At 70.8% G+C, this 21,894-nt stretch carries 19 protein-coding genes; 1 reads left to right on the top strand and 18 read right to left on the bottom strand.

What is annotated here, in order from left to right; translation table 11 throughout:
* Nucleotides 1-138 precede the first annotated feature (138 nt).
* From topA to OG395_RS29635, 11 genes are all read right to left on the bottom strand, one after another.
* Nucleotides 139-2,997, bottom strand: coding sequence for a type I DNA topoisomerase (gene topA, locus OG395_RS29685; protein ID WP_327245658.1), 2,859 nt, complete (start codon nt 2,995-2,997; stop codon nt 139-141).
* A 334-nt stretch (nt 2,998-3,331) separates the two neighbouring features.
* On the bottom strand, nt 3,332-3,529 hold the full coding sequence (locus tag OG395_RS29680; RefSeq protein ID WP_327245657.1) for a hypothetical protein: 198 nt from the start codon (nt 3,527-3,529) through the stop codon (nt 3,332-3,334).
* A 160-nt stretch (nt 3,530-3,689) separates the two neighbouring features.
* Nucleotides 3,690-4,511 (bottom strand): ABC transporter permease, encoded by an 822-nt coding sequence (locus OG395_RS29675; protein ID WP_327245656.1) that lies wholly within the window; start codon nt 4,509-4,511, stop codon nt 3,690-3,692.
* Between the two features lie 49 nt (nt 4,512-4,560).
* A complete protein-coding gene (locus OG395_RS29670; RefSeq protein ID WP_327245655.1) occupies nt 4,561-5,364 on the bottom strand; it encodes an ABC transporter permease in 804 nt (267 codons plus the stop codon).
* Entirely contained in the window at nt 5,361-6,392 is a 1,032-nt protein-coding gene (locus OG395_RS29665; protein WP_327245654.1) for an ABC transporter ATP-binding protein, read from the bottom strand. Before OG395_RS29665 ends, OG395_RS29670 begins: the two co-directional genes overlap by 4 nt.
* Before the next feature lie 81 nt (nt 6,393-6,473).
* A complete protein-coding gene (locus tag OG395_RS29660; RefSeq protein WP_327245653.1) occupies nt 6,474-7,481 on the bottom strand; it encodes an ArsR/SmtB family transcription factor in 1,008 nt (335 codons plus the stop codon).
* 28 nt (nt 7,482-7,509) lie between these two features.
* On the bottom strand, nt 7,510-9,021 hold the full coding sequence (locus tag OG395_RS29655) for a class I SAM-dependent methyltransferase (protein ID WP_327245652.1): 1,512 nt from the start codon (nt 9,019-9,021) through the stop codon (nt 7,510-7,512).
* Nucleotides 9,022-9,101: 80 nt separating this feature from the next.
* On the bottom strand, nt 9,102-9,728 hold the full coding sequence (locus OG395_RS29650; protein WP_327245651.1) for a small secreted protein: 627 nt from the start codon (nt 9,726-9,728) through the stop codon (nt 9,102-9,104).
* A 301-nt stretch (nt 9,729-10,029) separates the two neighbouring features.
* Nucleotides 10,030-12,465, bottom strand: a complete 2,436-nt coding sequence (locus OG395_RS29645; protein WP_327245650.1) for a sodium-translocating pyrophosphatase — start codon at nt 12,463-12,465, stop codon at nt 10,030-10,032.
* Between the two features lie 288 nt (nt 12,466-12,753).
* Nucleotides 12,754-13,206 carry an ATP-binding protein gene (locus tag OG395_RS29640; protein WP_327245649.1) on the bottom strand — a complete coding sequence of 151 codons (453 nt, stop codon included), beginning with the start codon at nt 13,204-13,206 and terminating at the stop codon, nt 12,754-12,756.
* Nucleotides 13,207-13,620: 414 nt separating this feature from the next.
* Nucleotides 13,621-13,974 (bottom strand): STAS domain-containing protein, encoded by a 354-nt coding sequence (locus tag OG395_RS29635; RefSeq protein ID WP_003967428.1) that lies wholly within the window; start codon nt 13,972-13,974, stop codon nt 13,621-13,623.
* Nucleotides 13,975-14,052: 78 nt separating this feature from the next.
* Here OG395_RS29635 and OG395_RS29630 point away from each other — a divergent pair, with 78 nt between their 5' ends.
* The gene (locus tag OG395_RS29630; RefSeq protein ID WP_327245648.1) at nt 14,053-16,578 is read left to right on the top strand and encodes a DEAD/DEAH box helicase; all 2,526 of its coding nucleotides are present in this window, start codon (nt 14,053-14,055) and stop codon (nt 16,576-16,578) included.
* Here the strand turns inward: OG395_RS29630 and OG395_RS29625 are convergent.
* From OG395_RS29625 to ssd, 7 genes are all read right to left on the bottom strand, one after another.
* On the bottom strand, nt 16,472-16,852 hold the full coding sequence (locus OG395_RS29625) for an Rv3654c family TadE-like protein (RefSeq protein ID WP_442818774.1): 381 nt from the start codon (nt 16,850-16,852) through the stop codon (nt 16,472-16,474). The genes OG395_RS29630 and OG395_RS29625 overlap by 107 nt on opposite strands.
* Before the next feature lie 137 nt (nt 16,853-16,989).
* Nucleotides 16,990-17,391 (bottom strand): TadE family type IV pilus minor pilin, encoded by a 402-nt coding sequence (locus OG395_RS29620; protein WP_327245647.1) that lies wholly within the window; start codon nt 17,389-17,391, stop codon nt 16,990-16,992.
* Entirely contained in the window at nt 17,378-17,587 is a 210-nt protein-coding gene (locus OG395_RS29615) for a DUF4244 domain-containing protein (protein ID WP_327245646.1), read from the bottom strand. Before OG395_RS29615 ends, OG395_RS29620 begins: the two co-directional genes overlap by 14 nt.
* A gap of 55 nt (nt 17,588-17,642) precedes the next feature.
* On the bottom strand, nt 17,643-18,446 hold the full coding sequence (locus OG395_RS29610; protein ID WP_327245645.1) for a type II secretion system F family protein: 804 nt from the start codon (nt 18,444-18,446) through the stop codon (nt 17,643-17,645).
* Nucleotides 18,443-19,324, bottom strand: coding sequence for a type II secretion system F family protein (locus OG395_RS29605; RefSeq protein ID WP_442818614.1), 882 nt, complete (start codon nt 19,322-19,324; stop codon nt 18,443-18,445). The genes OG395_RS29610 and OG395_RS29605 overlap by 4 nt, the downstream gene beginning before the upstream one ends.
* Nucleotides 19,321-20,469: a TadA family conjugal transfer-associated ATPase gene (locus OG395_RS29600; RefSeq protein ID WP_327245644.1), complete on the bottom strand. Its 1,149-nt coding sequence runs from the start codon at nt 20,467-20,469 to the stop codon at nt 19,321-19,323. The genes OG395_RS29605 and OG395_RS29600 overlap by 4 nt, the downstream gene beginning before the upstream one ends.
* Nucleotides 20,466-21,593: a septum site-determining protein Ssd gene (gene ssd, locus OG395_RS29595; RefSeq protein WP_442818613.1), complete on the bottom strand. Its 1,128-nt coding sequence runs from the start codon at nt 21,591-21,593 to the stop codon at nt 20,466-20,468. Before ssd ends, OG395_RS29600 begins: the two co-directional genes overlap by 4 nt.
* Between the last annotated feature and the right edge of the window lie 301 nt (nt 21,594-21,894).

Here is a 21,894-nt window from a genome sequence, read left to right as displayed (position 1 = left end):
CGGAGCGGTGCGGTCAGCGACGGCCCCATCCGAACATATGGGCGCCCGAGTGGGGTGAGGAGGTGCTCCCCCGCACGCCGGAGGGGCTGGAATGTCCAGCCCCTCGGGTGTTCGGGAACGCGCTGACCGCCGGTGCGGTCAGTCCTCCACGGACGACGCGCTCGCCTTCTTCGCCGCCGCGGTCGTCTTCTTCGCGGCCGTCGTCTTCTTCGCGGCCGTCGTCTTCTTGGCTGCCGCGGTCGTCTTCTTGGCTGCCGTCTTCTTGGCGGCCGTCGCCTTCTTCGCGGGCGCCTTCTTCGCCGGGGCCTTCTTCGCCGTCTTCTTCTTGGCGGGTCCCTTGGCGCGCTTCTCCGCGAGGAGCTCGTAGCCGCGCTCCGGCGTGATGTCCTCGACGCTGTCGTCGGTCCGCAGCGTCGCGTTCGTCTCACCGTCGGTGACGTACGCGCCGAAGCGCCCGTCCTTGACGACGACCGGAGCACCGCTCACCGGGTCCGTGCCGAGTTCCTTCAGCGGCGGCTTGGCAGCGGCGCGTCCGCGCTGCTTGGGCTGGGCGTAGATCGCGAGGGCCTCTTCGAGCGTGATGTCGAAGAGCTGGTCCTCGGACGTCAGCGAACGTGAGTCCGTGCCCTTCTTCAGATACGGACCGTAGCGCCCGTTCTGCGCGGTGATCTCGACACCCTCGGCGTCCTCGCCGACGACCCTCGGCAGCGACATCAGCCTGAGCGCGTCCGCCAACGTCACCGTGTCCAGCGACATCGACTTGAAGAGCGACGCGGTCCGCGGCTTCACCGCGTTCTTGCCGGTCTTCGGCGTGCCCTCGGGCAGCACCTCGGTGACGTACGGGCCGTAGCGCCCGTCCTTGGCGATGATCTGGTGCCCGGTGACCGGGTCCGCACCGAGCTCGTAGTCGCCGCTCGGCTTGGCCAGCAGCTCCTCCGCGTACTCGACCGACAGCTCGTCGGGCGCCAGGTCCTCCGGCACGTCCGCGCGCTGGTGGCCCTCGGCGTCCTTCTCCCCGCGCTCGATGTACGGGCCGTAGCGCCCGACGCGGAGCTTGATGTCGTTGCCGACGGGGAAGGAGGAGATCTCCCGGGCGTCGATCGCGCCGAGGTCGGTGACGAGCTCCTTGAGACCGCCGAGGTGGTCGCCGTCGCCGTTGCCCGCGGCGGAGGCCGCGCCACTGACGGCGTCGTCGCCCTCACCGAAGTAGAAACGCCTCAGCCACGGCACGGACTGGGCCTCGCCCCGCGCGATGCGGTCGAGGTCGTCCTCCATCCGCGCGGTGAAGTCGTAGTCGACGAGTCGGCCGAAGTGCTTCTCCAGCAGGTTGACCACGGCGAAGGAGAGGAAGGACGGGACGAGCGCCGTGCCCTTCTTGAAGACGTAGCCGCGGTCGAGGATCGTGCCGATGATCGAGGCGTACGTCGACGGGCGGCCGATCTCGCGCTCTTCCAGCTCCTTGACCAGCGAGGCCTCGGTGTAGCGGGCCGGGGGCTTGGTGGCGTGGCCGTCGACCGAGATCTCGTCGGCGGACAGCGCGTCGCCCTCGGCGACCTGCGGCAGCCGGCGCTCGCGGTCGTCGAGCTCGGCGTTCGGGTCGTCGGCGCCTTCGACGTACGCCTTCATGAAGCCGTGGAAGGTGATCGTCTTGCCGGACGCGGAGAACTCGGCGTCGCGTCCGTCGCTCGCCCGGCCGCCGATCTTCACGGTGACCGAGTTACCGACCGCGTCCTTCATCTGGGAGGCGACGGTCCGCTTCCAGATGAGCTCGTAGAGCCGGAACTGGTCGCCGGTCAGACCGGTCTCGGCGGGCGTGCGGAAGCGGTCGCCGGAGGGGCGGATCGCCTCGTGCGCCTCCTGCGCGTTCTTGACCTTCCCGGCGTACGTACGCGGCTTCTCCGGCAGGTAGTCGGCGCCGTACAACTGCGTGACCTGCGCCCTCGCCGCGGAGACCGCGGTGTCGGAGAGCGTCGTGGAGTCGGTACGCATGTAGGTGATGAAGCCGTTCTCGTACAGCTTCTGGGCGACCTGCATGGTGGCCTTCGCCCCGAAGCCCAGCTTCCGGCTCGCCTCCTGCTGGAGGGTCGTCGTACGGAACGGGGCGTACGGGGACCGGCGGTACGGCTTCGACTCGACGGACCGCACGGCGAACGCGGAGTCGGCGAGCGCGGCGGCCAGGGCCCGGGCGTTCGTCTCGTCCAGGTGCAGCACCTGGCCGGAGCCGGATTTCAGCTGTCCGTCCGGACCGAAGTCGCGGCCCTGGGCGATCCGGCGGCCGTCGACCGCGCTGAGGCGGGCGGTCAGCGTCGACGGGTCGGAGGCGTCACCGGTACGGCCGGTGGCAAAGGCGCCGGTCAGGTCCCAGTACTCGGCGGAACGGAAGGCGATGCGCTCGCGCTCCCGCTCGACGACGAGGCGGGTGGCGACGGACTGGACCCGGCCCGCAGAGAGCCGCGGCATGACTTTCTTCCACAGGACCGGCGAGACCTCGTAGCCGTAGAGGCGGTCGAGGATACGGCGGGTCTCCTGGGCGTCGACCATGCGCTGGTTCAGCTCGCGCGGGTTGGCGACGGCGGCCTGGATCGCGTCCTTGGTGATCTCGTGGAAGACCATCCGGTGGACCGGGACCTTGGGCTTGAGCACTTCCTGCAGGTGCCACGCGATGGCTTCGCCCTCGCGGTCCTCATCGGTGGCGAGGAAGAGTTCGTCGGACTCGGCCAGCAGCTGCTTGAGCTTTCTGACCTGCGCCTTCTTGTCCGCGTTGACGACATAGATGGGCTGGAAGTCATGCTCGACGTCGACGCCGAGCCGACGGACCTCGCCGGTGTACTCGTCGGGAACCTCTGCGGCGCCGTTCGGCAGGTCGCGGATGTGCCCGACGCTCGCCTCGACGACGTATCCGGGGCCGAGGTAGCCCTTGATCGTCTTCGCCTTGGCAGGCGACTCGACGATGACGAGTCGGCGGCCGCCCTGTGCGGTCTCGCTGGTCGGGGACAACTTCGCTCTTCTCTCCGGTCGACACTCGATGGGCATCCGGGCAGCGCGATGACGCTGCCGACGGTGCTGTCGCTGCGGAGTGTGACGGTACAACCCGCCCCCGTGTCAAACGGCAAAAGCCCGCAACGGCCACTCGAACGGTAACCCGACTTCCGCCATTCCTGCCGCCCGGAGTGCCCGATACGCGGCGTGCACGGTCGCTGCCTGCGGGTTTCGCGGCGCGGTGGCGGTACTGCGGCCGCCGGAGGAGAGGGGCGGGACAACCGGGCGTGTTCACGTCCCGGGCCGGGTGATCACACGGCGGCGACGCGGGTGGCGAGGCGGCAGCCGTGGATCAGATGCGGGTGAAACACCCCACACCGAGGACGAGGAAAAGTACGCCGAACAGGGTGGCGAGTGTGGCGGAGAGAACGGGGCGCACCCTGTACGCCACCGGCGCGCGGTGCACGACGCGCGCCCCCGTCCAGACCAGCAGCGCGGTCCCGAACAGCGCGAACGTCGTTCCGGCGAATACCGCAGGTCCGCTCTCCATGCCCGTACGCCTCTCCGTGGCCGCCCGGCCCGGGGCCGCTGCCCGCGTCGAGTCAGGGGGAGGCTGTCACTCGGGGGCGACACCGGTGCGAACCCCGGGTGAACTCCAGTGCCGCGGTTCACCGGGTCGCGCCCCGCCCGGGCCGCGCTCGTTGGCCGGATCACATCAGGTCGAGGGTCGCGTGACGCCGGCTGCCACGTTCGAACACCGCCAACAGGACCACGGCGAGCACCGCGTATCCGGCCCCCGTCGCCAGCTCGGCGCCGAGCCGTCCCCGGTCGAGGCCACCACCTGCGGACAACTCCCCCGCGGCCTCGGCGGCATGGGTCAGCGGGAGAACGTCCCCGACGGCCCGCATCCACTCCGGCAGGGTCTCGCGCGGCACATTCGCGCCGGTCAGCAGCAGGAGTACGGATGCGGCCACATTGGACACCAGGAACACATCGCGGAAACGCAGACCCAGCGCCCCGAGGGCGAGGCCGAAGACGGAACACCCGGCCGAGGCGGCGAGCAGCACTGCGGCAAGACCGGGCAGCGCACCAAGCGGAATCCGCAGGCCCAGCAGGAGAGTGGCGACGGTGAGCGTGAAGACACTGATGAGGAGGCCGTTCAGTACGTACGGCAGGGCGCGCCCGAACCAGAGCGGAGCCCGGTGCCGAGGGCTCAGCAGCACCGCGCCGAGCGTGCCGTAACGACGCTCGTTGGCGACGGCCATGGTGCCGCCGTAGACGCAGGCGGTGGAGGCGGCGACAACGGCGTTGCCCAGCAGGTAGAAGCGGTCGTCGGCGACCCCCAGCTGCCGTCCGAGGAAGACGAAGAACAGCAGTTGCAGCAGCGGGCCGACCAGCAGGGTGCCGATGAACATGGGCGGCGTCGTCCAGTTGAAGAGTGCCCGGTAGGAGATGGCGCCGCCGACCACGACGAGGCGCAGCGTACGGACGATCCTCCGGGTGAGGGCGCGGGAGAGGGAGAGGAAGGACATGCGGGAACTCCAGGGCTTCGGGGCTGTGGGGCTGACCGGCCGTCCGGCTTCAGGCGAGGGAGAGCGTCGCCGCGGCCCGTGCGCGGTGTTCGACCCGCCCCAGGACCAGCACGGCGATCAGCGCGTAGAACAGGCCGAGGGTGAGGGCCACGGCCATCGGGGCCAGCACCTCACCGGCGGACGAGCCGCCGGAGGTCGCCGCGTGCACGGCCCGAGAGCCCCACGTGGTGGGCAGCGCCCAGGAGACCGGACGCGTCCAGTCCGGCAGCACGGTGATGGGCACGAGCATCCCGGACAGCAGCCACACGGGCGCGTCCAGCGGGTTGGCGAGGGCGTTGGCGTTGCGCAGCAGCACGAACGTGGCGGCGAGGAGCAGTCCCATCATCCCGAGCGACAGGACGCACACCGGTACGGCCACCAGGAACAACACCGGGTGGGCGAAGTCGAGGGGCACGTCGAAGAGCACAGCGCCCCAGATCACGGTCGCACCCATGGCGTACGTGCCGATGACGGCCGTGGCGAGCGTGATGGGCAGAAGGACGAGGGGGAGCGGCGTGGGCGAGCTGACCAGCGTCTCCAGGGTGCCGAGCCAGCGCTGGTTCTGTACGGCTCCGCCCGATCCGAAGAGCACCGAGGACCAGATGCCCATCAGCCCCGCTCCGACGGCAGCCGTCAGCAGACGGTCGGGGTCGTCCGCGGCACGGAAGAGGTAGACGGCGAGGGTCGCGTACACGAGGGGAACGAGAACGGCGAAGGTGATTTCGAGCGGTGAGCGGCTCATGTACGAGACATGGGTACGTACGCCGACGACGGTCAGGCGCAGAATCCGGGGCACGGTCGTCATCGTGGTCATGCCACGACCTCCTCGGACCGGTCGGCCGCCGCGGCCCCGGGTCCACGATCCGCACCACTCTCCGACTCCTCGACGATCGCGATGTACGCGTCCTCCAGGGTGGGTTCGCGCGTGACGACGCGTCCGATCCGGATCCCGTCGAGCGCGGCCAGGACCCGTGAGTGCAGATCGGCGCCCCGCTCCATCTGCACCATGACGGCCTGCCGGCTGCCGCGCTCCTCGGCAGCCACTCCGCGTACCCCGGGGAGTTCCCGGATGCGGTCGAGGTGCTCGTCGGCCGCTCCGTATGCCTCGATCTCCAGGATGTCGCGCTCCTGGACCCGGGACTTGAGCCGGTCCGGGGTGCCGAGCGCCTGGATCGTGCCACCCGCGATCACCGCGATCCGGTCGCACAACTCATCGGCCTCGGCCATGTAATGGGTGGTGAGCAGGACGGTGGTGCCACCGGTCCGCAGATCGGCGACGGTACGGCGCAGATCGCGCGCCGCCACCGGGTCGACGCCGATGGACGGCTCGTCGAGGAAGAGGACGTCGGGCTTGTGCAGCAGGCCACGGGCGATGTGCAGGCGTTGCCGCATCCCGCGCGAGTAGCCCTCGACGCGTTCCTTCTCCCGGCCGGTCAGACCGACCAGATCGAGGAGTTCGGCGATCATGCGCCTCTGGTCGCGCGGTTCGACCCCGTACAGCTCGGCGAAGTAGCGCAGGTTGTCGAGGGCGGAGAGCCGGTCGTACAGGCCCCGGTCGCCACCGAAGACGTAACCGATCCTGCGTCGTACGGCGACCGGGTCCGACGCCACGTCGTGGCCGAGGACCCGGGCCGTGCCGGAGGTGGGCAGCAGCAGGGTGTTGAGCATCTTGATGGTGGTCGTCTTGCCCGCTCCGTTGGGGCCGAGCAGTCCGAACAGCTCGCCGCGCGCCACCTCGAAGCTGACGCCGCGCACGGCTTCGGTCACGGTACGGCGGGGGCGCAGAAAGCCGGTGCGGCTGCTGTAGGTGCGGCGGAGATTCTTCGCCTCGATCGCAAGCATGACGGGGACGCTAGGCCTGCCCGTACCGCACCGGCCATCAATTCGGGGGCGGCCGAATCGTCGCTCACGCCCCGGTCCCGGTCAGGACACGGCGCGCAGCACGTCCTCGCCCGAGAGCAGCGCGAGCAGCGCCCGGCCGGTGTCCGTGAGCTGGTAATAGACGCTGCGCCCGACCCGGTGGCGGGTGACGACGTCCGCGTCGGCGAGGACGGACAGGTGCTCCGAGACCGTGCTCTGCGCGAGCCCGAGCCTGTCGGCTATCCCGGCCGTGGTGAGCGGCCCGCCGAGCTGGCGCAGCACCGATGCCCGGCCCCGTCCGAGCAGCACACCGAGCCGGTCGGTGGCTTCCGGTCCGGCCCCGGCGGGTTCGCGGAGCGCGCCCGCGCCGCGGGCCTGGAAAGAGACGGCGATGACCTCGGGATCGTCGGTGGAGTAGAGCCGGCAGCCCTCGGCGAAGACGAGCGGTACCAGCAGGAGCCGCCGCTCGCCCGCCCGGTACTCGGCGTCGATGTGCTTGGTCAGCTCAAGGATCGGCGGCGTCCACCGGGCCCGCGCCTCCAGCCCGGTGAAGAGCGCGTCGATGCCTTCGGTGGCGAACGTCCGGGCGCGGATGAGGACTTCGTCCTCGACGAGGCGCCGCACGGTCGGCCAGTGCGGCTCCATCGCCCCTTCCCAGTACGCGGCGTAGGAATCCGCGAGCGCGGCGCAGGCCGCCTCCGGATCCGCCAGGTAGGGCCGGATGCGCGGATGGTCCTCGAGTCCCGGATAGTGCTCCTCGACCCCGACCCGTACGACCTCGGGCGGCGTGGCCCTGATGATGTCCAGCTCCGTCTCTACGGACGAGGCACCGACCGGCCGGGGGAGCAGGAAGTCCGGGAAGCTCAGCGGGCCGTCGGTCAGCAGCCGCAGCGCCGCGGTCCGGTCGTCCTCGCGCAGCACTTCACGGGCCCGCCCGACCCACTTCTCGTACGGCCAGGAGGGCTTACGGTGCGGCTTGGCCAGATGCAGGCTGCAGAAAGCGTCCCACAGCGGGCTGATGGCGATCCGGGTCGCGCCGAGCGCCGCCTCGTCCAGCTCAATCTGGATCACCCGGCGGTCACCGTCCGCTCCGCGCTCATCAGGCCTCCCCCACCGGCTCCAGGAACCCTTCCTCCACCAGCAGTCGGATCGCCTGCGGGGTACGGTCGCGCAGCAGCACCGGGTCCTCGTTCATCAACTGGGCGATCGCGTCCAGGATCCGGCCCGCGGGCAGCGTCCCGTCGCAGACGCCCGCGAAACCGGCACCGACCGCGTCGACCTTCGTCGCGCGCCGCATGCCGCGGTTCTGACGCAGCACCACATGCTCGGGGTCCTCCGCGCCCGGCAGTCCGACCTGCTCCTGCATCACTTCCGGAGCGAGCGTGAAGTGGTCGGCGAGCAGCGCCGCGTCATCGTGCGTCCGCAGATAGTCCTGGCGCGCGAAATGGTCCTTCACGACCGCGCCGAGCGGCTGTTCCACCGGATGCGGCCACTCCTCGATCACGACCGACGGATTCCCGTCGGCCGCGGCCGCGGACTTCCGGAGCGTGATCCAGCCGAAGCCGACGCCCTTCGTCTTGCGGGCCTCGAACTCGTCCAGCCAGGCGTCGTACCGTGCGGCGTACTCCGCGGGGTCCGTACGGTGGTCGCCGCTGTCGCGCAGCCACAGCTCGGCGTACTGCGTGATGTCCTGCACTTCGCGCTGGACGACCCAGGCATCGCAGTCACGCGGCACCCAGGAGCGCAGCCGGTCCTGCCACTCCTCTCCCTCGACGTGCTGCCAGTTGGCGAGGAAGTGCGCGTATCCCCCCTCGTTCAGCCGGTCGCCGGCCTGCTGCACCAGCGTCCGGCACAGGTCGTCGCCGCCCATGCCGCCGTCGCGGTACGTGAGACGGGCGCCCGGCGAGATGACGAACGGCGGATTCGACACGATGAGGTCGTACGTCTCGGTGCCGACCGGCTCGAAGAGCGAACCCTCGCGCAGATCGGCCGGGGCGGCACCGGACAGGGCAAGGGTCAGCCGGGCGAAGGCGAGGGCACGGGGGTTGAGGTCCGTGGCCGTGACCCGGATGGCGTGCTGCGCGGCGTGCAACGCCTGGATGCCGGAGCCCGTACCGAGATCGAGCGCGGAGGCGACCGGCGTACGGACGGTGATCCCGGCGAGTGTGGACGACGCCCCACCGACGCCGAGGACCACCCCCTCTTCGTGCGAACCGATGCCACCCGCGCCGCCGACCGCACAGCCCAGGTCGGAGACGATGAACCAGTCCTGCCCCTCGGGCCCGCTGTACGGCCGCACATCGACGGCGGCCCGCACCTCCTCGCCCGCGCGGATCACCCAGCCGTCCTCGACGCACTCGTCCAGCGGGAGCGCGGCGCGGGCCCGCTCGTACGGGACGGGGCGCTGAAGCAGGAAGAGCCGCACCAGCGTGTCGAGCGGGGAGTCGCCACGGGTGGCCCGCAGTGCCGGAACCGTCTCGCTGCGGGCGAGCGCGGCATAGGCGGGCGCGCCGAGCAGGTCGAGGAGCCCGTCGGCGGTGAAGGCGGCGGCAAGCAGGGCTTCGCGGAGCCGGGGCGAACGGTCGGGCGCGGGGAGACTGGTCGTACTCACCCGCCCATTGTGGCCGCTCCCACCGACAACGGCAGCGGCCCGGCAGCATCGGAGCTGCCGGGCCGGTCGTACCGCCGTTGTCAGGGCTTCTTGCTGGGCGACGCGGAAGCCGACTTCTCGGGGGTCTTCGACGGCGTGGCGGCCGGCGGGACCGAAGCCGTCGGCTTCTGGCAGCCCGGCTGCTTGGCCATCGCGATGCCGACCTTGCCGGACTGGAGCTTCTTCAGCGCCTGGTCACCATTGGTGCTGATCTTGTTCAGCTCGTCGGCGATGCCCTTCAGGCCGTCGGCGAACTTCGCCTGGTCCTTGATGTCGAGCGCGTCGACCTTCTTCTGCAGTTCCGCGTAAGCGGCCGAGGAGGCGTTGAGCTCCTTCACGGCCTCCTTGTGCGTGGTCGCGCCGTTGTCGACCGGCGGTGCACCCGCCGAGTCCACAGCTGTGCCCAGCGCCTTGTACGCCTGCGAGATCTGCTGGAAGGCGGCCGAGTCCGTCTTCTGGACATCGGCGGGCTTGCTGTTGTCTGCGGTCTGCTGCTGGATGGCGGCGTTGGCGTTCGCGATCTTCTGCAGCTGGGGCTTGACCTGGTCACAGACCTTCTTGGCCCAGTCGTTGACCTTGTTGTCGCTGCCGCTGTCGTCGCTGCAGCCCGACAGCGTAAGTACCAGTACCGCACCGCCGGACAGTGCGGCTGCAAGCTTCTTGTTCACCGGATCGGTCCCTTCCAAGGCTCTCGGCCCCGGAACTTACACGCCAAATGACCTCCATCCGGGTGCCGGTCGTCCGATGGATGACCTTTTGTAGCCATTTGCACCAAGGGAAATGAGGGAGATACAACTCACGCGCGAACGGGTGAACGCGCGCAGCAGGCGAACGGCAAACGGGTGGGCAGCGCATCGGGATGCACCGTCCACCCGTTCCTTGACCAGGTCATGCCCTTGCTTGATCAGGTACTGCCCCGGGTTGATCGGGAACAGCCCGGGAGCTGTCGCCCCCTTCCCTGCACCCGCCTCATGAAACGGCAGCCGGGTCGGTCGACTTGGCAGTCGCGCCGCCGCCGTCGTCGTCGGAGTCGTCCTTGTCGCCCACGGCGATCCCGCGACGCTTGGAGACATAGACCGCGCCGACGATGACGGCCAGGGCGAGCACCGCCACCATCGCCCGCACGCCCGCGCTCGCGTCCGCCCCGTAGCTGAACTGCACCACCGCCGGCGCGATGAGCAGCGCCACCAGGTTCATCACCTTGAGCAGCGGGTTGATCGCCGGTCCCGCAGTGTCCTTGAACGGATCGCCGACTGTGTCGCCGATCACGGTGGCGGCGTGGGCCTCGCTGCCCTTGCCGCCGTGATGACCGTCCTCGACGAGCTTCTTGGCGTTGTCCCACGCGCCTCCGGAGTTGGCGAGGAAGACCGCCATCAGCGTCCCGGTGCCGATCGCGCCCGCGAGGTACGAACCGAGCGCCCCGACACCGAGGGTGAAGCCCACCGCGATCGGCGCCAGCACCGCGAGCAGCCCGGGCGTGGCGAGCTCACGCAGGGCGTCCTTGGTGCAGATGTCGACGACGCGCCCGTACTCCGGCTTCTCGGTGTAATCCATGATCCCGGGGTGCTCGCGGAACTGCCGCCGCACCTCGTAGACCACGGATCCGGCGGACCGGGACACCGCGTTGATGGCCAGGCCGGAGAACAGGAAGACGACCGCGGCCCCGAGGATCAGCCCCACCAGGTTGTTGGGCTGCGAGATGTCGAGGCTGAGGGTCATTTCCCCGGCCTTGGCACCCACGTCGTCGACCGCCGTGGCGATCGCGTCGCGGTACGAGCCGAAGAGCGCCGACGCCGCCAGCACGGCGGTGGCGATGGCGATGCCTTTGGTGATGGCCTTGGTGGTGTTGCCGACGGCGTCCAGGTCGGTGAGGACCTGGGCACCGGCGCCCGTGACGTCGCCGGACATCTCGGCGATGCCCTGCGCGTTGTCGGAGACCGGTCCGAAGGTGTCCATGGCGACGATGACCCCGACGGTGGTGAGCAGCCCGGTCCCGGCGAGGGCCACCGCGAAGAGCGCCAGCATGATCGACGTACCGCCGAGCAGGAACGCCCCGTAGACGCCGAGGCCGATCAGCAGCGCGGTGTAGACGGCGGACTCCAGACCGATGGAGATCCCGGCGAGCACGACGGTGGCCGGGCCGGTCAGGGAGGACTTGCCGATGTCCTGGACGGGGCGCCGGCCGGTCTCGGTGAAGTAGCCGGTGAGCTGCTGGATCAGCGCGGCCAGCACGATACCGATGGCGACGGCGACCAGGGCGAAGACCCGGGGGTCACCGCTGTGCGTTGTGATCGCGCTGTCGGTGACGCCGTCCAGGTCGGCGTACGAGGACGGGAGGTAGACGAAGACGGCCACCCCCACCAGGACGAGCGAGATCACCGCGGAGATGAAGAAGCCTCGGTTGATGGCCGTCATCCCGCTGCGGTCGGCGCGCCGCGGAGCGACCGCGAAGATGCCGATCATCGCGGTGACCACGCCGATCGCCGGCACGATCAGGGGAAAGGCCAGTCCGGAGTCTCCGAAAGCGGCCTTGCCGAGGATGAGCGCGGCGACGAGCGTCACGGCGTACGACTCGAACAGGTCGGCCGCCATGCCCGCGCAGTCGCCGACGTTGTCGCCCACGTTGTCGGCAATGGTGGCTGCGTTGCGCGGGTCGTCCTCAGGGATGCCCTGCTCGACCTTGCCCACGAGGTCGGCGCCCACATCGGCGGCCTTGGTGAAGATGCCGCCACCGACCCTCATGAACATGGCGATGAGCGCGGCACCGAGCCCGAAGCCCTCGAGCACCTTGGGCGCGTCGGCGGCATAGACGAGAACCACGCACGAGGCGCCGAACAGCCCGAGTCCCACCGTGATCATGCCGACCACGCCGCCCGTGCGGAAAGCAATCTTCATCGCCCGGTGCGATACGTCGGTGAGATCTTTTTCCGGTTCGCCTTCCGCCGGAGTCGCCTCACGCGCGGCGGCGGCCACTCGCACATTGCTTCGGACGGCCAGACGCATGCCGATGTATCCGGTGGTCGCCGAGAAAAGCGCACCCACCAGGAAGAACAGCGACCGGCCGGCGCGCTGCGACCAGTTGTCGGCCGGAAGCAGCAGAAGCAGGAAGAAGACCACGACAGCAAAGACGCCGACAGTGCGCAGCTGCCGGGCCAGATAGGCGTTCGCGCCTTCCTGGACGGCTGCCGCGATCTCCTTCATGCGGTCGGTGCCCTCACCGGCCGCCAGCACCTGGCGGACCAGCAGTCGGGCGACGATCAGTGCGGCGACGGCGACGATCGCGATGACGATCACGATGACGCGGTTGTCATCGGTGAGTACCGCGGCCGCGAGAGAGGTGGGTCGGTCGGAAAGTGCGGAAACTTCGGGCAGTTCTGCCAGTGGTGTGTTGATGAAGCCCGCCATACGTCCTCCTTGACGCTCAGCGCTCAAGACGTGGACGGATTGTAAGGAGCAGAACCTGATCAAAACAGTCCGCGGTAAATGTAAATCGCCTTTACCCGCCGATCGGTAAATGATCGCACCCTCGGATTGCTCCGAATGCAGTAATGGGGCAGAAGCATTGTCCGTAGATCGCTGATCAAGCAGGAATGAAAAAAGGCCCTGCTCGGCAGGGCCTCGGAGAGTGGATCAGGAGTTACGGATCGGGGCGGCGCCGCGACGGGCCGGCCCCGCTGTGACGCCTCCGGCGCCTCAGGGATGCAGTGTTGCGGGCGTCTTCGGCCAGCTCATGCGGATCACTCCGCCGTCGGTTCCCGATCTGACTTCCACATCGTCGACGAGGCCGCTGATGACCGCGAGCCCCATCTCGTCCTCGCTGTCGGCGTCGGTCTCGGTATCCGGTTGGCCGGGCGTCGCGCCGGACGCCTCGGCTGCCTCGGCCTCACCGCCGGGGCCGGGCACCTCGTCGCCGACCTCGATGGAGAAGGACTTCTCCTCCTCGGTCAGGACGACCTTGACCGGAGCGGTGATTCCGTGGTTGCGGTGCAGCCCTACGGCGCGGCTGCAGGCCTCGCCGACGGCGAGTCGGACCTCGTCGAGCACTGCCTCGTCGACCCCGGCCCGGCGCGCCACAGCGGCCGCCACGAGGCGGGCCGTCCTGACGTGTTCGGGCTGGGCGCTGAAGCGGAGTTCAACAGTGGCCATGCGATCCCCCTCAGACGTACGGGCGTGCATCTCAGGGACCCGGGCGCAGTGCCCGGTATCCCCGCTCTCTTCCTCCGGAAGCCGGAAGAGCCACCGGCCCCGACAGCCGACATGCGACCGACGGCAGTCGGCCCACCGACCCGCCGACGGGTCACCCCGTCGACGCCCGAAAGGCGTCCGCACCGATGGCCGACCGTCCGCTGCCGGGCGTGTCGCAGCCGACGGCCCGGCCCGGCTGCCGGCATGCCGATGACCCGGCACCACGACTTCCACCGAACCAGCCGTCCGCCGAACGGGCCGCAGTCCGGCCCGGCTGTGCACCGGACCGACCGACTGCCGGCCCGACCGACTGCCGGCCCGACCGACTGCCGGACCGACCGGCTGCCGGCCGATCCGAAAGCAGGCGGTCAGCCGTCAGTCGGTGGCCGCGACAGCCTCGTCGACCGTGGTGTGGATCGGGAACACCTTGGTCAGACCAGTAATCCGGAAGATCTTGAGAATGCGCTCCTGGTTGCAGACCAGGCGCAGTGAGCCCTCATGGGCCCGGACGCGCTTCAGGCCGCCCACGAGCACGCCGAGGCCGGTGGAGTCGAGGAAGTCGACGCCTTCCATGTCGACAACCAGGTGGTAGCTGCCGTCATTCACCAACTCGACCAACTGCTCGCGCAGCTTGGGCGCGGTATACACATCAATCTCGCCACCGACCTCGACGACCGTACGGTCGCCACCAGGGCCGGACACATTGCGAGTCGACAAGGACAGGTCCACGGATCCTCCAGCACCTTGCTATCGAGCGGTCGCCCCTCGGTCTCCCCGACGGAGCCAGGGGACGGATCGCCAGCCGCGATGGCATTCAATCACTTACCAGCAGCCATGCACGACGCCTTGAGACCATTGTCCGTCACGGCGGTGACACACTCGGTGCCGATGGCCAAGAATCACCGCCCCAGTCGACCACCCGAGAGCAGGGACTCCCACCCCTCTCCCGCCATGGTCCTCGACCGGCTCGCCGCAGCGGCGGGCCGGTCCGCGCGCATCACTCATACGGAGCACTTGCCCCCACGGACGGGTGCCCATGCCATCTGGCCCGATCGCATCCGGCCGGAAGTGATCGCCGCTGTCCAGAAGGCCGGTATCGACCACCCGTGGGCACACCAGGCGGCCGCCGCGGAGCACGCCCTGGACGGCGAATCCGTCGTGATCGCCACCGGAACCGCCTCCGGCAAGTCGCTCGCCTATCTGGCCCCGGTTCTCAGCACCCTGCTCGACGGCTCGGAGGCCCCCAACGGCCGTGGCGCGACCGCCCTGTACCTGGCCCCCACCAAGGCGCTCGCCGCCGATCAGCGGCGTTCGGTCAAGGACCTCGCGGCGCCGCTCGGCAACGCGGTCAGGCCCGCGGTCTACGACGGCGACACTCCGGTCGAGGAACGCGAATGGGTACGTCAGTACGCCAACTACGTCCTGACCAACCCCGACATGCTGCACCGCGGGATCCTCCCGTCCCATCCGCGCTGGTCCTCCTTCCTGCGCGCCCTGCGCTATGTCGTCATCGACGAGTGCCACACCTATCGCGGCGTCTTCGGCTCCCATGTCGCCCAGGTGGTGCGCCGACTCCGCCGCCTGTGCGTCCGCTACGGAGCCGATCCGGTCTTCCTGCTCGCCTCGGCGACCGCCGCGCAGCCCTCGGTCGCCGCAGGCCGCCTCACCGGCCTCCCGGTCATAGAGGTCGCCGACGACGCCTCGCCCCGCGGCGAGATGGTCTTCGCCCTGTGGGAGCCACCGCTGACCGAGCTGCACGGCGAGAAGGGCGCCCCCGTACGCCGTACGGCCACCGCCGAGACCGCCGACCTCCTCACCGACCTGACCGTCCAGGGCGTCCGCTCGGTCGCCTTCGTGCGCTCCCGGCGCGGCGCCGAACTCATCTCCGTCATCGCCAAGGAACGCCTCGCGGAGGTGGACAGCTCGCTGCCCGCCCGGGTCGCCGCCTACCGCGGGGGCTACCTCCCCGAGGAACGCCGCGCCCTCGAGCGCGCCCTGCACTCCGGCCGGCTGCTCGGTCTCGCCGCCACCACCGCCCTCGAACTCGGTATCGACGTCTCGGGCCTCGATGCCGTCGTCATCGCCGGTTACCCCGGCACCAGGGCGTCGCTGTGGCAGCAGGCGGGCCGCGCCGGGCGCTCCGGCCAGGGCGCCCTGGCCATCCTGGTGGCCCGCGACGACCCGCTGGACACCTTCCTCGTCCACCACCCTGAGGCTCTGTTCCAGCAGCCCGTGGAGTCGACCGTTCTGGACCCGGACAACCCGTACGTCCTCGCCCCTCATCTGTGCGCTGCCGCCGCGGAGCTTCCGCTCACCGAGAGCGACCTGGAGCTGTTCGGGCCGGCCGTGGCCGAGCTGCTGCCGCAGCTGGAGGCCGCGAAGCTGCTCCGCAAGCGAGCGTCGGGCTGGCACTGGACCCGGCGCGAGCGGGCCGCCGATCTCACCGACATCCGTGGCGAGGGCGGCCGCCCGGTCCAGATCGTCGAGGAGGGCACCGGCCGGCTGCTGGGCACCGTCGACGAGTCGGCCGCGCACACCACCGTCCACGAAGGAGCTGTCCACCTCCACCAGGGCCGCACCTATCTGGTCCGGAAACTGGATCTGGAGGACTCGGTGGCGCTGGTCGAGGAGGCCGGTCCGCCGTACTCGACGACCGCCCGTGACACCACCTCCATCACCGTCCTGGAGAGCGATACGGAGGTCCCCTGGGGTGACGGAAGGCTCTGCTACGGCTCCGTGGAGGTCACCAACCAGGTCGTCTCCTTCCTGCGTCGCAAACTGATCACCGGCGAGGTCCTCGGCGAGACCAAGCTCGATCTGCCGCCCCGCACGCTGCGCACCCGCGCGGTGTGGTGGACGGTCACCCAGGACCAGCTGGACGCCGCCCGCATCAACCCGGAGATCCTCGGTGGCGCCCTGCATGCAGCCGAACACGCGTCGATCGGGCTGCTGCCCCTGTTCGCCACCTGCGACCGCTGGGACATCGGCGGCGTCTCCGTACCCCTCCATCCGGACACCCTGCTGCCGACGGTCTTCGTGTACGACGGCCATCCGGGCGGCGCCGGATTCGCCGAGCGGGCCTTCCACACCGCCCGCAGCTGGCTCACCGCCACCCGCCAGGCCATCGCGTCCTGCGAGTGCGAGGCAGGCTGCCCGTCGTGCATCCAGTCCCCCAAGTGCGGCAACGGCAACGACCCGCTGCACAAGCGGGGGGCCGTACGCCTCCTCACCGAGCTCCTCCGCTCCGCCCCGGCGGACCCGGAGCAGGCGGGGGAGCCGCCGAGCCCGGAAGCGGACCGGGACCGCCCGTCGGAGGGCCCGCCCGGGACCTGACCTCGGGTGTGTACGGCCCGAACCGCACCCGGGCCGTCACATCGGCGATCTCCCCCCGCACGGCGCACCGCACCACCGCCGCACCCTGCGCCTCGGCCACCTCCGCGGCCGCCCTGCACGCCACCTCGGCCCCGCGCAGGGCCCGGTCGGCGGCTGCCAGGGCCGCCAGGTCCGCCGCCCCGCCGGCCCGGTGCCGAGCGACCACCACCTGGCCGAGCGCAAGCACAGCCGCGAACACCGCGCACAGCGCTGCCGTGGTCACCGTCACCCACACCGTCGCCACCCCCCGGTCACGCCCCTCCCCCCACCCGCGCGAACCCACCACCCGCAGCGCTCGTCGAACCCGCCTCACCCACGAGGTCAGTCGCACCCGTCGCTTCCGTCGCAGGGGCACCGCCCCGATCGCCCCCGTCACGGCTCCGCCCCCAGCGTGTCCTCGGCCATCGCTGCCGCGTCCGCTCTCAGCGTCAGGGCCAGCGCACCCGGTCCGGGCGTCGGCGCCGCCACCCGTACCCGCCACAGCTCCCCGGCCCGTTCCACCTCCACACGCGCCCGGTCGGGTGCCACCGAACGGGCGACGGCCAGCACCTGCGCCTCGGGCTCGGACCGGGCTGCCGCCCGCGCCCCGGCCCTTGCCGCATCCACACACCGGATCTGGGCAGAGGCGGCCATCAGCGCCCAGAGGAGAGCCAGGGCGAACAACACCAGCACCGGGATCACCATGGCCGCCTCCGCCGTCACCGCACCCCGGTCTCCTCCTCCCCCTTCGCGGTCCCCGACTCCGCGCCCCGAACGCCTCTCAGACCTTGGCATCGAGGGCGTCCGTGAGAATCGACTGCAGTGCCGCCATGACCGGCGGACTCGTGACCACCTTGTAGAGCACCGCCGCCAGCGCGCAGGCGGCGATCGTCCCCACCGCATACTCGGACGTCGTCATCCCGCGGTCCGTCCGGACTCGGCGCGCCACACCCCGTGCCCAGCCCCTGATGCGCTTGATTTGCCCTGTCATGTCAACCCCCAGAAGTTTTCTTTTTTCCGCTCGGTCACTCATTCAATGCTTTTGTTCATCGGCCTTGCAGGAGTCCGTTCGCCAGGCCGATGACCACCGGTGCCACACCGACCGCCAGGAAGGCGGGCAGAAAGCAGAGCCCCACCGGAGCTGTGATCAGTACGCCGGCCCGCTGGGCGCGCGCCACGGCCTCGCTCGACCGCTGCGCCCGCATCGCCTCGGCCAGCCGGGCGACCGGTTCCGCTGCCGGAGCCCCGGTCGAACCCGCCCGGTCCAGACAGCGGGCCAGCGCACCGGCGCCCGGTATCTCGCCGAACCTCCCCCAGGACACGGCAGGTTCGCCGCCCAGCCGGATCTCAACCGCCGTCCGCGCCAGTCGTTCCCCGACCGGACCGCCCAGCGACTCCCCCACCGCCTCGGCCGCTTCTCTGGGGCCGGCTCCGGCGGAAATGCACGCCGCCAACAGGTCGGCCGCCAATGGGAGCCGGCATTCGGTCTCCGCAGCTTCCGCAGCGGAAACGGCAGGTCTGCGCCGATGCCGCGTCTGCTGCCACCGCCATGTGCCGTACGCCGCCACCAGTCCGACCGCGCACCCCCACGGACCACCGACGAGGAACCAGCCCGTCGCCGCGGCGCCCAGCAGCACGGCCCAGTTCTTCACCCGAGCCCCGGACACCGGCCGCTTGCGCCGTCGCCTCCCGGCGTCGACCGCCAGCAGTACCGCGCCCCGGCGACGCACCACACGACACCGCCTCCGCCCGGCCAGGCAGACGGCCAGGTATCCGACCGCGCCCAGGGCGACCGCCACCGGAACCGGCCCGCAGACGATGTGCACCACCACGCCGGCCCCTTCGCTCATGGCCCCTCCCCCGCCCGTACGATCCGGCCGGCCCAGCAGAGACCGGCCGTCTCCAGCAGCCCGCCCGCCAACAGGCAGACCAGCCCGGCCGGACTGTGCAGGAGCACCCCCAACGGGTCGGCCCCGAGCGCCGCCCCCAGCCCCAGACCGAGCACCGGCAGCAGCGCCAGCACGGCCACCGTCGACCAGGCCCCCGCCAACTGCGCCCGCAATTCCTCCCGCCGGCGCCGCTCGGCCCGCAGTGCGCCCTCCAGGCGGTCCAGACCGGCTACCAGCCCCGCCCCGCCGTCGACCGCCACCCGCCAGCAGGCCGCCACCCCGGCGAGCCCCTCCAGCCCGGGTTCGCGCGCCGCCTGTCCGAGCGCCCCCGGCACATCGCCACCGAACCGCGCCGCGGCCGACACCGCGGCTTCCGCCGCACCCATCGCCCCCGTGCCACGCACCGCCACCAGCAGTGCCTGCCCCGGCTCGTGCCCGGCCCGCAGTTCGCCCACCACCGCACCGCACAGCGCCACCACGGCATCCGCCCGGCGCTCCCGCTCCTGCCGCCCGGCCCGCTTCCGAAGCCCTCGCCGCACCAGCGGTACCGCCAGCGCCCCCGCGACCACCGGCAGCAGGGACTCGCCCAGCACAGCGAGAAGCAACGCCGCCGGAAGACACAGCCACTCCCGCCGCTCCCGGAACATCCCCGCGCACCACAGCCGGACCCGGTCCCGGCCGATCAGCGGCTCCGGCTCCAGCACCGAGCCGACGAACAACGCCCGCGCCCGCCGCGTTCCTCGGCCCCGCCCCACCATCAGCCAGGCCGCGGCCCCCGCACACACGGCCGACGCATACGTCGCGCACTCCGGCGCCCCCACCGCCGTGCCACCGGTCACAGCACACCCCCGATCAGAGACCACAGCCGCTCCCGGCCCCGCTCGTGGACAAAGCCGTCGGCTCCCCACCGCAGCGCCGGGACGGTCACCACCAGTCCGGCCGCATCCCGCTCCAGCACATGCACCTCGGCGATCCGGCGTATCCCGGCCCGGTCCCGTACGAGATGGATCACCACCGACAGTGCCGCCGCCAGCTGACTGTGCAGCGCCACGCGGTCAAGACCGGCTGCTGTTCCCAACGCCTCCAGCCGCGCCGGGACATGCTCGGCAGCGTTGGCGTGAACCGTCCCGCAGCCACCCTCATGGCCGGTGTTCAGCGCAGCGAGCAGTTCGGTGACCTCGGCGCCCCGCACCTCCCCGACCACCAGGCGGTCGGGCCGCATCCGAAGCGCCTGCCGCACCAGGTCCCGCAGAGTCACCCGTCCGGCACCCTCCTGGTTGGCAGGGCGTGACTCCAACCGCACCACATGTGGATGGTCCGGGCGCAGCTCCGCCGAGTCCTCGGCGAGCACGATCCGCTCCCGCTCCCCGACGGCACCCAGCAAACTCGACAGCAACGTGGTCTTCCCCGCCCCCGTCCCGCCACTGATCAGGTACGAGACCCGGGCCTCGACCAGCGCCCGCAGCACCCGGTCACCACCCGGCGGTACGGTGCCCGCCGCGACCAACTCCGCCAGCGAGAAGGCCCGGGGGCGCACCACCCGCAGCGACAGACAGGTGGAACCCACGGCCACCGGCGGCAGGACCGCATGCATCCGGGTCCCGTCCGGAAGCCGCGCGTCCACCCAGGGCCGCGCATCGTCCAGCCGCCGTCCCGCCACCGCCGCGAGCCGCTGCGCCAGCCTGCGCACCGCCGGAGCGTCGCGGAAGGTCACCCCGGTGAGTTCGAGCCCACTGCCCCGGTCCATCCACACCCGGTCCGGTGCGGAGACCAGCACATCCGTCACCGCCGGATCGGCGAGCAGCGGTTCCAGAACTCCCGTACCGACAAGTTCGCCGCGCAACTCCTCTGCCGCGCCGAGGACTTCGGCATCACCGAGAAGCCTTCCCTGGGCGCGCAGCGCGGCTGCCACTCCGGCCGGGGTCGGTGCGGCGCCGCTCTGCGCAAGCCGCTGCCGCACGGCATCGAGGAGCCCGTCGGTCATGATGCACCTTCCCCGTCGGGGCCCGCGCCGACTCCACCAGCAAGCGCCCGCTCCCAGAACGCCGTACAGAATCTGGCGAGCGGCCCGCGGGCACTGGAGCCGGGCGGCGCTCCGTCGTCCTGAGCCGCCAGCAAGCCTGGTTCCAGCGGGAGTTCACCGGCGAGCGGCAAGTCGAGCGCCTGCGCCACCCAGCGCTCGTCCAGCCCCGACGCGTAGGGGCCGCGTGCCACCACCCGCAGGTCGCCCAGGACCATCCCGGCCATCGACGCCACGCGTTTTGCCGCCGCGACCGCCCGCAGTTCACCGGGGACCACGAGCAGCCCGAGGTCCAGCTGTGCCAGCGCCTTCGCCACCGACTCGTCGACCCGGCGCGGCAGATCGACGACCACCACCCCGCCGAGCCTGCGGGCGGCCGCCAGCACCGCCTCCATGGCCTGCGGTGGGATGACCACCCAGTCGTCACGCCCCCAGCTGAGCACCCGCAGCCCGTGCAGTGCGGGTAGCGACTCCTCCAGGGCACCACCGCCAACCCTCCCTTTGGAATGGGCGAAATCCGGCCACCTCATTCCCTCGGCCCGCTCGCCTCCGAGCAACACATCGATGCCACCGCCCAGCGGATCACCGTCGATCAGCATCGTCCGCCGCCCGGCCCTGGCCGCGGTCACGGCGAGAGCACAAGCAAGCGTGGACGCGCCGGCGCCGCCCCGCCCGCCGATCACCCCGACGGTGAGAGCGGGCCGCCCCACCCCCTCCGCCGCATTGGCGATCTGATCGACGAGCCAGCTCTCCGCATCGGGCAGCCGCAGGACATATTCGGCCCCGATCTCGACGGCCTGCCGCCAGACATCCGGCGCGTCCTGGTCGTGCCCGACGAGCATCACGCCCTGTCTGCGCAGCGCTCCGCGGCATCGCGGAGCCGCATCGTCGCCCACCAGGACCATCGGAGCCTGCTCCCAGCCGCCTCTGCCTTCGGGCAGCGTGTGATGCACCTCGGGCTCCGCGCCGGCGGCCGCGCACAGCCGCAGCAGATCGTCGAGCAGTTCCACATCCTCGGTCACGATCAACGGTCCGCCCCGGCGTTCTCCGACGAGCTGCAGACGATCCCGTGCGATGGATTCAGCCACGATCTCCGCCCCCTTCTCACTGCACCTTCACCGCGGTTTCGCAGCGATCTCGGAGCGTTCCGAGATCGGCGATAACCGGAACCCGCGGACTTCACGGGTGGAATCACCGTGCAGCGCTTCGGAAAATCGTGTGGATCTTGCTCTAAAACTGTGGACAACTCCACCGTTGTGAATATCTCGGTCACCCAAACCGGCGACTTCCGGAGAGCAGCACTTCCGTTACACACTGTGACGACAGAGAGGTATGCAGGAGGGCCGAAAAGACAGGCCGTCGCGGCCGGGAAGGGGGACAGAATGCTTG

It is taken from the genome of Streptomyces sp. NBC_01320, assembly GCF_035974375.1.
In the GTDB taxonomy this organism is placed as follows: Bacteria; Actinomycetota; Actinomycetes; order Streptomycetales; family Streptomycetaceae; genus Streptomyces; species Streptomyces yanii.
Note: the sequence above shows the minus strand (reverse complement) of the source record. Positions and strands in the feature narration are given on the sequence as shown.